14 protein-coding genes are annotated in these 12,789 nt (G+C 56.2%); 8 read left to right on the top strand and 6 right to left on the bottom strand.

The features are described 5' to 3' along the window. Window positions 1-55 precede the first annotated feature (55 nt). Entirely contained in the window at window positions 56-1,093 is a 1,038-nt protein-coding gene (locus ABD735_RS17640; protein WP_344808916.1) for an AraC family transcriptional regulator, read from the top strand. 68 nt (window positions 1,094-1,161) lie between these two features. On the opposite strand, the gene ABD735_RS17635 is transcribed toward ABD735_RS17640, so the two are convergent. Both ABD735_RS17635 and ABD735_RS17630 read right to left on the bottom strand, forming a co-directional pair. Further along, complete coding sequence (locus ABD735_RS17635) at window positions 1,162-1,935, bottom strand: DODA-type extradiol aromatic ring-opening family dioxygenase (RefSeq protein WP_344808915.1); 774 nt, start codon at window positions 1,933-1,935, stop codon at window positions 1,162-1,164. A gap of 5 nt (window positions 1,936-1,940) precedes the next feature. Then, a complete protein-coding gene (locus tag ABD735_RS17630) occupies window positions 1,941-2,378 on the bottom strand; it encodes a DoxX family protein (RefSeq protein WP_344808913.1) in 438 nt (145 codons plus the stop codon). 108 nt (window positions 2,379-2,486) lie between these two features. On the opposite strand from ABD735_RS17630, the gene ABD735_RS17625 reads away from it, so the two are divergent. Continuing rightward, entirely contained in the window at window positions 2,487-3,365 is an 879-nt protein-coding gene (locus tag ABD735_RS17625) for a LysR family transcriptional regulator (protein WP_344808911.1), read from the top strand. Between the two features lie 83 nt (window positions 3,366-3,448). Then, a complete protein-coding gene (locus ABD735_RS17620; RefSeq protein ID WP_344808909.1) occupies window positions 3,449-4,945 on the top strand; it encodes a phospholipase D family protein in 1,497 nt (498 codons plus the stop codon). Window positions 4,946-4,968: 23 nt separating this feature from the next. On the opposite strand, the gene ABD735_RS17615 is transcribed toward ABD735_RS17620, so the two are convergent. Further along, complete coding sequence (locus ABD735_RS17615) at window positions 4,969-5,658, bottom strand: glutathione S-transferase family protein (protein WP_344808907.1); 690 nt, start codon at window positions 5,656-5,658, stop codon at window positions 4,969-4,971. Further along, window positions 5,655-6,404 carry a hypothetical protein gene (locus ABD735_RS17610; protein WP_344808905.1) on the bottom strand — a complete coding sequence of 250 codons (750 nt, stop codon included), beginning with the start codon at window positions 6,402-6,404 and terminating at the stop codon, window positions 5,655-5,657. Before ABD735_RS17610 ends, ABD735_RS17615 begins: the two co-directional genes overlap by 4 nt. 124 nt (window positions 6,405-6,528) lie before the next feature. On the opposite strand from ABD735_RS17610, the gene ABD735_RS17605 reads away from it, so the two are divergent. Then, complete coding sequence (locus ABD735_RS17605; protein WP_344808903.1) at window positions 6,529-6,945, top strand: GNAT family N-acetyltransferase; 417 nt, start codon at window positions 6,529-6,531, stop codon at window positions 6,943-6,945. 6 nt (window positions 6,946-6,951) lie between these two features. On the opposite strand, the gene ABD735_RS17600 is transcribed toward ABD735_RS17605, so the two are convergent. Then, the gene (locus ABD735_RS17600; RefSeq protein WP_344808901.1) at window positions 6,952-7,710 is read right to left on the bottom strand and encodes an SDR family NAD(P)-dependent oxidoreductase; all 759 of its coding nucleotides are present in this window, start codon (window positions 7,708-7,710) and stop codon (window positions 6,952-6,954) included. Between the two features lie 496 nt (window positions 7,711-8,206). On the opposite strand from ABD735_RS17600, the gene ABD735_RS17595 reads away from it, so the two are divergent. The 4 genes from ABD735_RS17595 to ABD735_RS17580 all read left to right on the top strand — a co-directional run bounded on the left by ABD735_RS17595 (window position 8,207) and on the right by ABD735_RS17580 (window position 12,054). Then, a complete protein-coding gene (locus ABD735_RS17595; protein WP_344808899.1) occupies window positions 8,207-8,479 on the top strand; it encodes a DUF1272 domain-containing protein in 273 nt (90 codons plus the stop codon). Between the two features lie 9 nt (window positions 8,480-8,488). Beyond that, window positions 8,489-9,022 (top strand): HD domain-containing protein, encoded by a 534-nt coding sequence (locus ABD735_RS17590; protein WP_344808897.1) that lies wholly within the window; start codon window positions 8,489-8,491, stop codon window positions 9,020-9,022. Between the two features lie 101 nt (window positions 9,023-9,123). Next, on the top strand, window positions 9,124-10,233 hold the full coding sequence (locus ABD735_RS17585) for an ATP-binding protein (RefSeq protein WP_344808895.1): 1,110 nt from the start codon (window positions 9,124-9,126) through the stop codon (window positions 10,231-10,233). 81 nt (window positions 10,234-10,314) lie between these two features. Continuing rightward, window positions 10,315-12,054, top strand: coding sequence for an isocitrate/isopropylmalate family dehydrogenase (locus ABD735_RS17580; RefSeq protein WP_344808893.1), 1,740 nt, complete (start codon window positions 10,315-10,317; stop codon window positions 12,052-12,054). A gap of 3 nt (window positions 12,055-12,057) precedes the next feature. Here ABD735_RS17580 and ABD735_RS17575 read toward each other — a convergent pair whose 3' ends face one another. Next, complete coding sequence (locus tag ABD735_RS17575) at window positions 12,058-12,744, bottom strand: leucine-rich repeat domain-containing protein (RefSeq protein WP_344808891.1); 687 nt, start codon at window positions 12,742-12,744, stop codon at window positions 12,058-12,060. Window positions 12,745-12,789: the final 45 nt, after the last annotated feature.

Raw genomic sequence — 12,789 nt, 5'->3', positions numbered from 1 at the left:
GATACTTTAGAATAGCGGATTTACACAATATCGTCGGGAGTCTGAGAAGTGGAAGATGAGTGCTGAGTATCGACTGTCTGACCGGCTGACCATTGCCAGCTACTTTGCCAGAACTCACCTGGCGAACGGCCTGTCGATGGGGGCGCGAGAAGAAGAGATACTGCGTGACACCGGACTGACCCTGGCTCAGCTGGCCCACCCGAAAGCGAGAATACTGGCCACTCAGCTGGCCGGTATCGTTAATAACTGCTGGGGCTTCAGTCGCGATGAACTGCTGGGATTTACCAGGCAGAAAATGAACCTTGGCATGTTCAGGCTGTTAGCCGAACACCTCATTACCTGCAAGGACTTGGCAGAGGTGCTCGGATACATCGTCAGATTTTATGGCCTGACCGGTGATCAATTAGGGGTTCGATTGGATCGTACGGACGACGTGCTCGCGTGCAGTATAACGCCTGACTTCAAATCGGCCGGGCACAATTCGGTGGCTCATAGCCTCTTGATCGAGTTGCTGCTGCTCATTTTTCACCGCTTTCTGAGCTGGCTGACAGGCCACGTTATCCCTCTGGTGAAGGTGTGCCTGCAATACCCCAGGCCCGATCATCATCAGGAATATCGCCTGATGTTTCCAAGCCCGTGCGAGTTCGACAGTCATCACAATGCACTGCTGTTCAATGCAGAAGAGTTGAATTTACCTGTGGTGCGAAATGCTGACGAGCTGGCAGACTACCTGCAGCAGATACCATTGCAGTGGTTCCGGAAGCAGTCCTTCCATGGCGTGTGGACTGCGGACGTGATGGCGCTACTGGAGGAAGACTCCGATATTGAACGAGTGGCCGAACGGCTGAATGTCACTTCCAGAACGCTGCGGCGAAAACTCACCAGCGAAGGCAGTCGTTTCCAGCAATTGAAAGACAATGCTCGGCGCGACGTGGCAATCAACCTGCTTCAGCAGCGCAACCTCACCATTGCTGAAATAGGTTTCAAGGTTGGCTTCACAGAAACCGCCACTTTTTCCCGGGCATTCAAACAGTGGACAGGCGTTACGCCCAGTAGCTATCGTAAAGCGAGTACATTCCGTAAATATCGATAGTTGGCTGTGGCGCCTGAATAACTTGCCGGCTACAAAAAGCAAAGAAGATCAGAGCCACTACACGGATTTCAGGCAAACATCACCGAATCCATGCTCAACACCCCATGCACTACGCCAGCCTCGATCAACTCCGGCTGCGCATTGCCAGACGAAGCGCATAACGCAAACAAAAGTGGCAAATAATGTTCGCTCGTAGGGTGCGCCCAACTCGCATAAGGCGCCTTCTCCAGCGCAGTCAGCAAGCACACTTCGTCCCCTGACACCAAGCCCTCCCGAATATGATCCCGAAACGCCACCGCACGCTCATCCGGCTTCTCATGCCCCATCCGGACATCAGCCAGGTTGTGCGTAAGGCTGCCTGAGCCAATGATCAACACACCGTCATCTGCCAACGATGCCAGCGCTCTTCCCATCGCGAGGGCTGACTCCGGTGTCAGCGTTCGCGGCATCGACACCTGAACCACCGGAATATCTGCCGCTGGATACAGGTGCATCAGCGGCACCCATGCGCCATGATCCAGGCCACGGTCTGCGTCCGCCTCGGCCTGCCAGCCATCCGACCGGAGCAGGTCGATCACGCGCTGAGCCAGTTCAGGATGGCCAGCCGGATCATACCTCATTTCATACAACGCTTTCGGGAAGCCACCGAAGTCATGAATGGTTGCAAGCCTGGTGGCTGTGGTCACTCTCGACACTACAGTTTGCCAGTGCGGTGACAGCACCAGTATCGACTTCGGTCTAGGCAGCCGCTCGCCGAGTTCTCGAAGCCTGGCGCCGGCTACCCCCGGCTCAAGTGCGAATGTCGGGGAGCCGTGCGAGACGAAAAGACTTGGCATTTTCATAACGATTATCTCCTGGCGATGACAGTATCGACCGATGCCCGTCCTGCGCCCATAATTGCCAGCGCGACTGTAGCGGATAGCAAGGCCAGCGCGAATTCATAGCCGTTGTTACTCATGAACAGTCCATGGCTGATGTGTACGCTGAAGATGGCGACCAGCATGGTGATGGCCAGTACGAAACCCGCCGGACGTACCAGCAGACCCACGATCAGCGCCAATCCACCGAAGAACTCGGCCGAGCCCGCCAGTAGTGCCATCAGGTATCCGGGGCTCATGCCGATCGAGTCCATCCATTGCCCGGTGGCTTCGAGTCCGTAGCCGCCGAACCAGCCGAAGAGCTTCTGCGCGCCGTGGGCCATGAAGATGATGCCGACCGGGATGCGGAGTGCCAGTGCGCCCCAGCCTGCGTTGCTGCCGAATACCTTGTTCTGAAGTGTGCTCATGTCGATCTACCTGTCTTGGTGAATGATATGTTCACTGTAGAGACTGGCATGATCGGGATAAACATGCCTAAATGACATTTACTGTTGCAGATAATGAGATAATCACAGATGGACAAGTTCCTCGAGATGCAAACCTTTACCGCCGTCGTCGATGCCGGCAGCTTTGTTGGCGCAGCTGACAGCCTTGGCATGTCGAAGGCGGCGGTCTCGCGCTACATCGCAGATCTCGAGACCAGGCTGGGTCTGCGTCTTCTGCACAGGACTACTCGACGACTGTCGCTCACCGAGGAGGGCGACGTCTTCTACTACCGCTGCCGCGAGCTGCTCGCAGGCCTGGAGGCCGCAGAGACCGAACTGAGCAGCCGTCGAGCCGAGGCCAGCGGACTCCTGAGGGTGAACGCACCACTGACTTTCGGCATCAGCCACCTCGCGCCGCTGTGGGGCGACTTCCTTGAGCAAAACCCCAAGATCAGCATCGATATCACCCTGTCAGACCGCATGGTCGATCTCGTGGAGGAGGGTTACGACCTCGCCATCCGCATCGCCGCGCTGTCCAATTCCACCCTGATCAGCCGCCGCTTCGCCAGCACCCGTATCGTGCTCTGCGCTTCACCCGCCTATCTGGCAGCTTTCGGCGAACCTCACACGCCAGCCGATCTCACCAGTCACCGCATCATCGCTTACAGCTATTCGGCCAAAGGCCACGATTGGCGGTTCGACGGCCCCGAAGGACCAGTCAGCGTGACCACCCGCCCAGCCATGAGCTCCAACAACGGCGACACCTGCCGAGCCCTGGCGCTGGCGGGGCAGGGCATTACCTTGCAGCCGGACTTTCTGGTGGGGCCTGATCTTGCAGAGGGTAGGTTGATCGAGCTACTGCCTGAGTATCGCGCGGAAAAGCTTGGGATTTATGCGATGTATCCAACGAGGAAGCATGTGGCGCCGAAGGTCACGGCGCTGATTGATTTTTTGCAGGGCAGGTTTTAGTCATGGGCATGTAAAAGTGCAATTGAAGCGAGGAAAGTCCCTCTCTGCTACGATCTACACAACACTTGCTACCGGCCCACAACGTGATCAATCTACTTGCCCGTTTTATGCTTTGTTTCCTGCTCGCTAATGCATACGCCGCCACGGCAGCGGCCGAGCTAGCCACCACAGCCAGCACAGCCGCCAAATCTCACCCAGACCAATCCGGCTTTCACATTCTCGACACCGGCCAGGAGGCCTTCCTATACCGAGCCGCCATGATAGACGCGGCCCAGTCGACCATCGATGCCCAGTACTACATCTGGAACAGCGACACCTCTGGCGTCTATCTGGCCCGCCGGCTGCTACTGGCGGCTGACCGTGGCGTGCAGGTGCGCGTCGTACTGGACGATATCAATCTGGGCGGACGTGACGATGTGCTCGCACTCTTCGCAGCGCATCCCAATATTGATATCAGGGTCTACAACCCGGCGCCGGTGCGAGACGGCTTTGGCAAGTGGCTGTCATTTCTGGGCGACTTCGACCGCCTGAACAGACGCATGCACAACAAGAGCTTCATCGTGGATGGCGCGATCGGCATCATCGGCGGGCGCAATATTGGCGATGAGTACTTCGATGAGCATGCCACGCTGAATTTCCGCGATCGTGATGTCATGGCAGTGGGCCCGATCGTCGACGGCTTCTCTGCAAACTTCGAAGCCTTCTGGGAGAGCGAGTGGTCTCGACCAGTAGCCGAGCTGGCCTCGGAAGCTGCCAGCGAAGCCGAGTATGCCAGTCGAGTAGCCGAAGCTCGCGCTCAAGCCTCAGACACAGCCGGCCTGAAGCTCGCTCTGCCAATGGGTCAGGACGCTGGGCTTGAAATTTTGGCCGAAAGAATCGACAAGCTCGTCTGGGCTGAGGCCGATTTCATATTTGAGCCGCCCTTTACAGATCCTGATGAATTCCCTGAAGAGCTCACCGCCGCCGCAAAGGCGCTCGCCGATGCCGTTAGAGCATCTGAATCGGAGGTCCTGATAGAGTCGGCCTACTTCATTCTGGACGAGGCGGCGCTTGCGAACATCCGGGAACTGAATGCCGACCCGCTACGAATCGCAGTGCTCACCAACTCACTGGCTTCGAACGATGTGGTGCCCAATCATGCGGGCTACGCCCGGTGGCGACCCGAGGTGCTGGAGCACGGCTTCGAACTCTTTGAATTACGTCCGGACGCCGAAGCCTGCACCGTCTGGGTCGCGTACGAAGAGTTCTGCGCAGACGGTGACATTGGCCTGCATTCAAAGACGGCGGTGTTCGATCGCAAGGTGTTATATGTCGGATCTTTTAACGCCAACTTGCGCGCCATGTATCTGAATGGCGAAACCGTACTCCTGATCCGCAGTCCGGAGCTTGCCGCCGAAGTGGCAGCATCCATCGAAACAGGCATGACACGGGCGAACAGTTGGCAGGTCGAACTCGATGAGGATGGTGACCTGCAGTGGCAGGGCCAAACACAGACGCTGTCCAGCGAACCGGACACCGACTGGTGGCTGCGCACAAAGGCCTGGATGATTTCACTGTTGCCGATAGAAGACTATCTCTGAATGCTCGCTCAGCGGCACACGCATCAGGAATAGGCCAGATCTGCACCGGGCTCTGCTTCGTCGTTCCGGCGGTATGTGTCGTACACCCGCAGTACCCAAGCCAGCTTCGGTGCAAGCTGACTGGTCGTGCTCGCCAGCGGCTCGGGAAGCTCTTCCGGCCAGTCGAGTCCGTAACCCTCTGGCCGGCAGAGCGGCGCGAGCAGGGCGACGGCAGTCACGATTTTGTCGAGCGAACGCTTCGCGCCAGCCTCGTTGATATTCATTGCCTTGCGCATGCCGATCCGCAGTGCGGGAAACGCCGCACGCAGAAACAGCCCACCGTACCAGGGGCCACCGGTCGTGAAGAAGGGCTTGACGATGTCGGGATGGTTGAGCAGCGTGTGGTAGCAGTAGCGCCTGACATGTGGGCCAATGTCCTTGTCGGCAAAGGCCTCCCATTCGCGCACGGCCTGCTGCTGCTCGGCGTCGGCAGGCATCAGAGATGGCTGTGGATAGGCCTGATCGAGATAGTCGAGAATACGGTCCGATCCGGCAATGAGGGTGTCACCATCGGCTAAGACAGGGACGCTGGTCCGGCCAGTCAGCCGCTTCATCACGGGGACGTGTAGGCCGGGGATCAGATTGACGACCTGGTAGGGCACGCCTTTGAAATCGAGTGCCCATCGCGCCTTTTCACAGTAATGCGAGATTGGGAATTGATACAGTTTGATCATTCTTCTGTTACCAGTGTTCTCTCTGGTTCGACATGCGTTGATCGTTCGATAACCGGGTCCGCTGCGGAAGGAGCCACTTCCAGCGCCGGATAGTACGACAACCTTGCCCTGATGTTCCAGGTAAGATCATGTTGGCCGGGGTCGGGGTGGTATCGAATGGTCCTCATTGCAAAGAAGGCAGACAACCCTGGATCGTAATAACTTGGTAGGGTCACATCCGCCGGCACGGCTAGTCCGGCCACGACCAGCCGATTCACAAAGCTGGAATGCTCACGGTTCCTGGCCATCACATCAAAGCTCCACCGACACTCTGGCCGCTGTGCAATCAGGATCTCGCCCATCAACAGGCCAAGGTCTGACAGAAAGCCGTACAATGGTGTGCTGCCATCATCGCAATGCTCCGCCCAGAACTGGCGAGAGAGTCGCTGCTTTGGGATACGCCCGGTGGACCAGTGCTCGGTCACCCAGCTGTCGAGGCCTTCCAGAAACGGTAGTGGATCGTGACCTGCCGCCAGGGCTGGTGCAGGATCGAGATCACAAGCACGAACGAAGGTCGTGATGCGGTCCAGTCGTGACTCGCGCTGCTCAAGAAAGTGAGCCAGATTCTGTTCAAGGCGCTCTATTCCAAGGAAGTTGCCCGCAGTGATATGCAGGGCCCTGTAGGCTGGATAGTCACATACGGCCCCTGGCAGACCGCTTCGTCCTTGTGCCGCAATGGCTAACGCTTTTAGCTGTTCGATTATCATACTGCCTCCCTGGCTGATTGGAAATCCATAATGCTTTCAATATCATAGACCTAGAAGCTCGGCGAAAGAAGCCATAAAAATGCAACTCGGACTTTAATGGGCCGCAAAGAGGCAGGAGATATCCATGACCATCGAGTACAAAATCAACCATCCGATAACAGCTGAGCATTTCATCGATCTACTGCAGAAAACATCACTTGGCGTGCGCCGACCGCTGGATGATCGTGATTGCATCGATGGCATGATCAGTCATTCAAACCTGATGATCAGCGCCTGGGATGGTCCCCGGCTTGTCGGGATCGCCCGAAGCGTCACGGACTTTCACTACGCCTGTTACCTGTCCGATCTTGCTGTCGACGAGGACTATCAAACCTCCGGCATCGGCAAGCGGCTTCAGGTACTGACACAGCAGCAGCTGGGGCCGCGCTGCTCGATTATTCTGCTCGCAGCGCCGCTGGCGAAGGATTATTACGGGCGCATTGGGTATACCCATAACGACCGCTGCTGGGTGCTCTCGGCTGGTGAGTCTCTGTTGGAGTAACTTGCCTCAGAGCATGATCCCACCAGACGCCTCTATACGCTGACCGTTGATCCAGCCATGCTCATTACCGAGCATCGTAGCGATCAGCGCGCCGATATCGTCGGGCATACCCACGCGACCCAGGGCGGTCTGGCTGGCAATTTGCTCATTGATCTCAGCGTTGTCTCGAACCCTGCCACCCCCGAAGTCGGTTTCGATAGCGCCAGGCGCGACAGAATTTACCGTTATCCGTCGAGGGCCCAGTTCGAGCGCCATGTATCTCGTCAGCACATCGATAGCGCCCTTCATGGCGCCATAGGCAGCATTCCCCGGCAGCGAAAAGCGTGCGAGGCCACTCGAGAGATTGATGATGCGTCCACCGTCGACCATTAATGGCAGCAGCTTCTGCGTAAGAAAGAAGACGCCTTTGAAGTGGACGTTGAAGAGCGCGTCGACCTGTTGTTCAGTGGTCTCTACAAATTTCGCGCTCATGCCCATGCCGGCGTTGTTGACCAGAAAGTCGAAGTGGTGCCGCTGCCAATGTTGCTGCAAGGCCAGACGTACCTGATCTGCGAATGCCTCGAAACTACTGCTATCACCGGTATCGAGCTGAAAAGCGAGCGCCTTGCCGCCGAGTTTCTCCACTTCCGCCACTGCCTCATCGGCCTCTTTCTGCTCGCTGTGGTACGTGAGAATGACATCTGCCCCGCGTTGAGCGAGGTGTTGCACTGTGTTGCGGCCAAGACCGCGGCTGCCGCCGGTGACGATTGCAATTTTGCTGCTCATAGCTTGTTCGTCCCTTGCCTGGAGTTGAATCACGCCCCTTAAGTCTCACAACATTGCTTGCGAAAGTTTGAGACGGTCGCTTAGGCTATACGCACACGACCGTAGCCGGGTGCTGAACTCTGGCGATCCTCTGGCGAAGTAGGGCAGGTATTCGGAGGACGGGCCGACCTCATGCCAAGGAGACCGTCTAGTGGATGCTCTACACGCTAATGACATCATCGCCACTTATCTGCACGTTAAGAACGATGATTCGACCGATACTGTCTCTGTGTCGCCGTCCTTCTGGGAGGCCCTTACATAGCCATTGCATTGTCTGTAGGCGGGTACAATGAGGCATTGCGGCGGGTGGTCATTGCCGACATTGTGGCTGTCGTCGCTCTTGGCGCCGCGGGTGTACTCTATCTATTGAGCCAGGGCAAAGGGTAGGAGCGGCATCACCGGAATACGCTGCAACTGACCGGCCGCCCGGTACTGAAGAATTCAAAGGACAACGCCTATGCTGGAACTCCGCCCAAACTGCGAGTGCTGCAACAGAGATCTTCCACCAGATACGGAAGATGCCAGAATCTGCTCATTCGAGTGCACCTTCTGCGCGAACTGCTGCGACGATGTGCTGCTTGGCAAATGTCCAAACTGCAGCGGCGAACTAGTTAAGCGGCCTCGGCGACCAGCAGCGAAGCTCGACAAATCCCCGGCCTCTACTCAACGGGTCTTCAAGCCGGAAGGCTGCGCCGTGCCGCCCAATCGGCGGAACTTGTCAGCAGGATAACAGCAAGCCATGAACTTCATTACTCAGGACGCGCTTCTCGACCAGCTTCTCGCCGAGCACAGCAGCCAGCTCGGAGCGGATCTGCGGGCCTACACGAACCATTGTTATCGAGTTTTCAACCTGGCGTTGCTCATGACCGATCCCCAAGCGGACACAGGCGAAAAGCTCTCAATTGCTTGCGCCTTTCACGACCTCGGCATTTGGACCGATAACACCTTCGACTATATCGATCCTTCAGTGGACCTGGCTCAGGCCTACCTCGAAAAGATTGGAAAACCGGGCTGGTCGGATGAAGTGTCGCAGATGATCAGCGAGCATCACAAAGTGACGAGTAGTAGTGGCTCCGATCTCGTCGAAAAGTTTCGTCAGGCCGACTGGATAGACGTCACTATGGGCATGCGGAGCTTCGGAATCGACAGACTTACCATCCGCGCCCTGTACGAGGTGTTCCCGACGCACGGTTTCCACAAGCGTCTCGCCCAACTCTCTGCCCACGACTTTGTAAAACACCCGCTCAAGCCCTTGCCGATGTTCAGATGGTGAGCACATTTCCGGGCAAGCCAAACCAAAGTAGTAGAAAGTAGTAGAAAATTCTACTACAGTAGTGGCTTTCTCTACTACTCTTTACTAATCGAAAAAAACTCATGGCAATTCAATGGCACTACCGACGCAGTGATCTCACAGATGTCTTTCTCAGCACCTTTACCGCAGCTAGCACCAGCACACTTACGCTGTTTGCGCCACGACGGATGGGAAAGACCGAATTCATTCTCTATGACCTGATTCCGGTGGCCAACGAGCGTGGGTTTTTGCCGGTCTACGTCAGCTTCTGGGAGCATCGGAACGATCCAGTGCGATGTCTTCAGGCGGGCCTCTCACAGGCGCAACGAGATCTGAACTGGGCGCAGAAGTTACGAACGATCGAGTTTTCGCCGAAAAACTTTAAGCTGGCCGGTGCGGGGCTGAGTGCCTCAGTAGAATTGCCCAGCGCCTCGACGTTGAAAACGCCAGACGACAATCAGTTAGCGGCCTTGCGCGACTCTTTCAATCAGCTCCTGACTGTGAACAAACCGATTCTGCTCTGCCTGGATGAAGTTCAGCATCTTGCGACGGATACCACGTTCGAACCACTCGTGTACTTCCTCCGGACGATCATTGATCGTCACCGTGAACAGTTGAAAGTCGTTTACACCGGATCTTCACGAGATGGTCTGCAAAGATTGTTTCGTCGCAGGAAAGCCCCTCTGTTTCAGTCGTCCTCACAAATCGATCTTCCTGAGTTGGGCGCAAGCTTCGTGCAGCATATTCTGACAGCTTTCACAGAAGCATCGGGCAGACAGGTGCAACTCAACGAAGCCCTCAGTGCGTTCAGATCGGTGAAGAAAGTGCCATTCGAGTTCCGCCAGATCATCGATATCATGCTTCGCGCAGGCATTTCTGATATCGCCAAAGTGACTGAATCATATCTATCCGACAGCATAGACACTGCTGGCTATGAGGAGGCGTGGGACACCTTGAAGCCCATTGATCGAGCCATCCTTGTGCGGCTTCTCACGACAGGTAGGGGGCTTTACAGTGATGAAGCCAGAGTATTTATCGCAGACTACCTTGGCCTGCCGCTTGAGGATGTCACGAAATACGGTATCCAGAATGCGGTCAATCGTATGCGAGGCGTGTACATCACAAGAATCGAGCAGGGCGTCTGGGATTTCGAGGATCAGCAGTTCAGGGATTGGATCTGCGAACAAGCCTAGCTGAAAGCCCGCTCAAACACGTAGAGTATCCCTATAAGCCGCACAACGGCCCCCGACACCCAGCTACAATTGGAGACAACAATGAGCAACAAGATCCAGGTCAAAGCCCCGCTCGTCGTATTGCACGGCGATGAGATGGCGCAAGTGGCGTTCGAACAGATACTGGAAAGATTTGTGAATGCGCGCCTGGCAATCGAGCTCGTTGAGATTGATCTCTCTGCCGAGAACCGGCTGTTGACCAATGGACAGGTCATCTTTGAAGCCATTGATGCGCTCAAGCGCTACGGCGTCGGCGTCAAGAATGCCGGGATGACGGTCAATCGTGATCAGCTGGAGGAGATGCTGCAGGCGCACCCTGAACTCGAAAAGCACAAGCTCGATCCACTCGCCACCAAGTCCCCGAACGGTGCAATCCGCAAAGGCATCGGCGGGAATATCACCAGGGAAGATATCCAGTTCCGCAATCTTCGAGTCATTGCGCCCAAATGGATCGATCGCGACATCGTGGTCGATACGATGGAGAACGGTGGCATCAAGGACAGTTATAACGAACTGTCTCCGGCTACCGGTGTGCTGAAATTGCTGTTCGTCGGCAAAAGCGGCGACCCGGTCGAACTGCACCGACGCGAGCTGAACAAGGGTGATCCCTGGTTGGTAGCAACCAATGACATTGCAGACGTTCGGACCTGGGCTCATCAGTTTTTTCAACGTGCACTGGATGAAAAGCGCGACGTATATCTTGGCTTGAAAGACACGGTTATCGCCGGTTATGACGGCGTGATGCGTGCCGCAATAGAGGGAATCTTCAAGACCGAGTACAAGGAACAATTCGACGCGGCTGGCCTTGAATACCATTACGAACTCGTCGACGCCCAGGCCGCCCGTATTGTCGCCAACCCACCCGAGCGAGCGCTCTGGGGCGTGCCAGACAACACCACCGGCCGCAAACTCTACAAGCTGGTTGAGCAGCTGAAATGCTATGGCATTCCCAAGCGCGAATCCCACGTCTCCATATCGAGAATGAGCGCAGGTGGTGGTGATCAGTACGGCAGCTTCAATATGCCTGCCCAGCACGATGGCATTCTCAAGGTCGTGGTGGATGGTGTCGAGAAACATGCTCGCCGGGTCAAGCAGGGCGATCCGATGCTGCTGATGTCCAACGACCGCGAAGCGATCAAGGACTGGATTCTGCAGGTGTTCCGCGATGCCTCGCGCAAGGGCAAGGAAGTCTATTTCGGCCTGAAGCGCGAGTATATGGACTATGACGATGTATTCAGCACGGTCATCAACGATGTCCGCATGGAACTGACCAAGGATCGCACCTCACCGCCATCCTTCATGATCATGCGGCCCTCGAGCCAGCTGATCAAGATGATCACTGATCCGCCTAGAAACGCCCTGTACCCGGCTCAAAACCTCGATGGCGATATTTTCTCCGATATCTCCGCAGCCCTGGGCGGCAGCCTGGCGACCGCAAGCTCGATCATCGAGAGCAAGGACGGCACGATGCTCTTTGAAGCGCCTCACGGTACGGCGCACGATCTGTTCCTGAAGTACAAGGAAAGTGATGGCAAAGTCGCCCATTTTAATTCTTCAGCGCTGCTGTATGCGCTGGCAAACGCCCTCGAAACGCTCGGCGACCGGGAGCAGAATGAAGCCCTGACCGACTATGCCAAAAGCCTCAAGGTCGCCCTTGAAGCCACCGTGGCAGACGGTATTATTACCGCCGATCTCAAAGGTAAGACAACAAAACCCGAGCACGAAAAGCTCGTCGATATGGCCGGATTTCTGGATGCCGTAGAAGAGCGCCTGGGTGCTTGAAGTCTAGTAAGTGACCTTGTCTCCGTGCGCATCGACGCAGTTGCGCGGCGGACGCAGGAAAAAATTCCGACCATTCCGGGCATCGAAAAATTGATCGAGACTGGCGCATGCTTCAGTTCCGCCGAAAACATACTCGACCGTTTCGAGTGAGGGGTTCTGATGCAGGGCATCGATGTCCCTGATCGGATTCTCGCGAAGGTCTAGCTTTTTCAGCTTGGGCAAGGGGAACATGGTCCAGAGCGATTCGATCCGGTTCTGGCCCAGATTGAGTGTCTCCAGCGCCTGCAGCCTGCCTAGTGGTTTGATGTCGACAATCTTGTTGCGACTGAGATCGACCGTTTTCAGCGCCGTGAAATGCTCCAGACCTTCCAGAGAAACAATGCCTTTATTCCAGCAGATCAGCCGTGTCATTTCAGTGGGCGACGACATGTTGCCGGCGATAATCTTGCCTTCGTACATGCGCAGTTGCTCCACAATGCAGTCGCGCAACTTCTGGTCCAGCAGATTGAGCGTTTCAAGCTGCGCCACGACTGCCTGGTAGGGATCATCCCTGTCTGCCATCCGCTGCATCATGTCCTTTTCGTCTGCGCGATCTTTCGCGACAGGGCTGGCCACATTCGCGGCGCACTTCGCCAGCGCGAACAGCACGACACCGAACACGACCATACGAATGATAAGACCAATACTCATAGTGTCTGCTTCCGTTGATTCAAAGTGGGAGAGCCCAACGCGTAA

This window comes from Allohahella marinimesophila (assembly GCF_039538005.1).
GTDB classification, from domain to species: Bacteria; Pseudomonadota; Gammaproteobacteria; order Pseudomonadales; family Oleiphilaceae; genus Allohahella; species Allohahella marinimesophila.
The sequence above is the reverse complement of the archived record's forward strand: the minus strand, read 5'-3'. Positions and strand labels throughout refer to the sequence as shown.

Bases quoted from the DNA above. Each gene is read 5' to 3' on its own strand.
- ABD735_RS17615 (WP_344808907.1), bottom strand. From the start codon at position 5,658: ATGATCAAACTGTATCAATTCCCAATCTCGCATTACTGTGAAAAGGCG.
- ABD735_RS17630 (WP_344808913.1), bottom strand. From the start codon at position 2,378: ATGAGCACACTTCAGAACAAGGTATTCGGCAGCAACGCAGGCTGGGGC.
- ABD735_RS17600 (WP_344808901.1), bottom strand. From the start codon at position 7,710: ATGAGCAGCAAAATTGCAATCGTCACCGGCGGCAGCCGCGGTCTTGGC.
- ABD735_RS17625 (WP_344808911.1), top strand. From the start codon at position 2,487: ATGGACAAGTTCCTCGAGATGCAAACCTTTACCGCCGTCGTCGATGCC.
- ABD735_RS17595 (WP_344808899.1), top strand. From the start codon at position 8,207: ATGCTGGAACTCCGCCCAAACTGCGAGTGCTGCAACAGAGATCTTCCA.
- ABD735_RS17640 (WP_344808916.1), top strand. From the start codon at position 56: ATGAGTGCTGAGTATCGACTGTCTGACCGGCTGACCATTGCCAGCTAC.
- ABD735_RS17580 (WP_344808893.1), top strand. From the start codon at position 10,315: ATGAGCAACAAGATCCAGGTCAAAGCCCCGCTCGTCGTATTGCACGGC.
- ABD735_RS17575 (WP_344808891.1), bottom strand. From the start codon at position 12,744: ATGAGTATTGGTCTTATCATTCGTATGGTCGTGTTCGGTGTCGTGCTG.
- ABD735_RS17590 (WP_344808897.1), top strand. From the start codon at position 8,489: ATGAACTTCATTACTCAGGACGCGCTTCTCGACCAGCTTCTCGCCGAG.
- ABD735_RS17635 (WP_344808915.1), bottom strand. From the start codon at position 1,935: ATGAAAATGCCAAGTCTTTTCGTCTCGCACGGCTCCCCGACATTCGCA.
- ABD735_RS17610 (WP_344808905.1), bottom strand. From the start codon at position 6,404: ATGATAATCGAACAGCTAAAAGCGTTAGCCATTGCGGCACAAGGACGA.
- ABD735_RS17585 (WP_344808895.1), top strand. From the start codon at position 9,124: ATGGCAATTCAATGGCACTACCGACGCAGTGATCTCACAGATGTCTTT.
- ABD735_RS17605 (WP_344808903.1), top strand. From the start codon at position 6,529: ATGACCATCGAGTACAAAATCAACCATCCGATAACAGCTGAGCATTTC.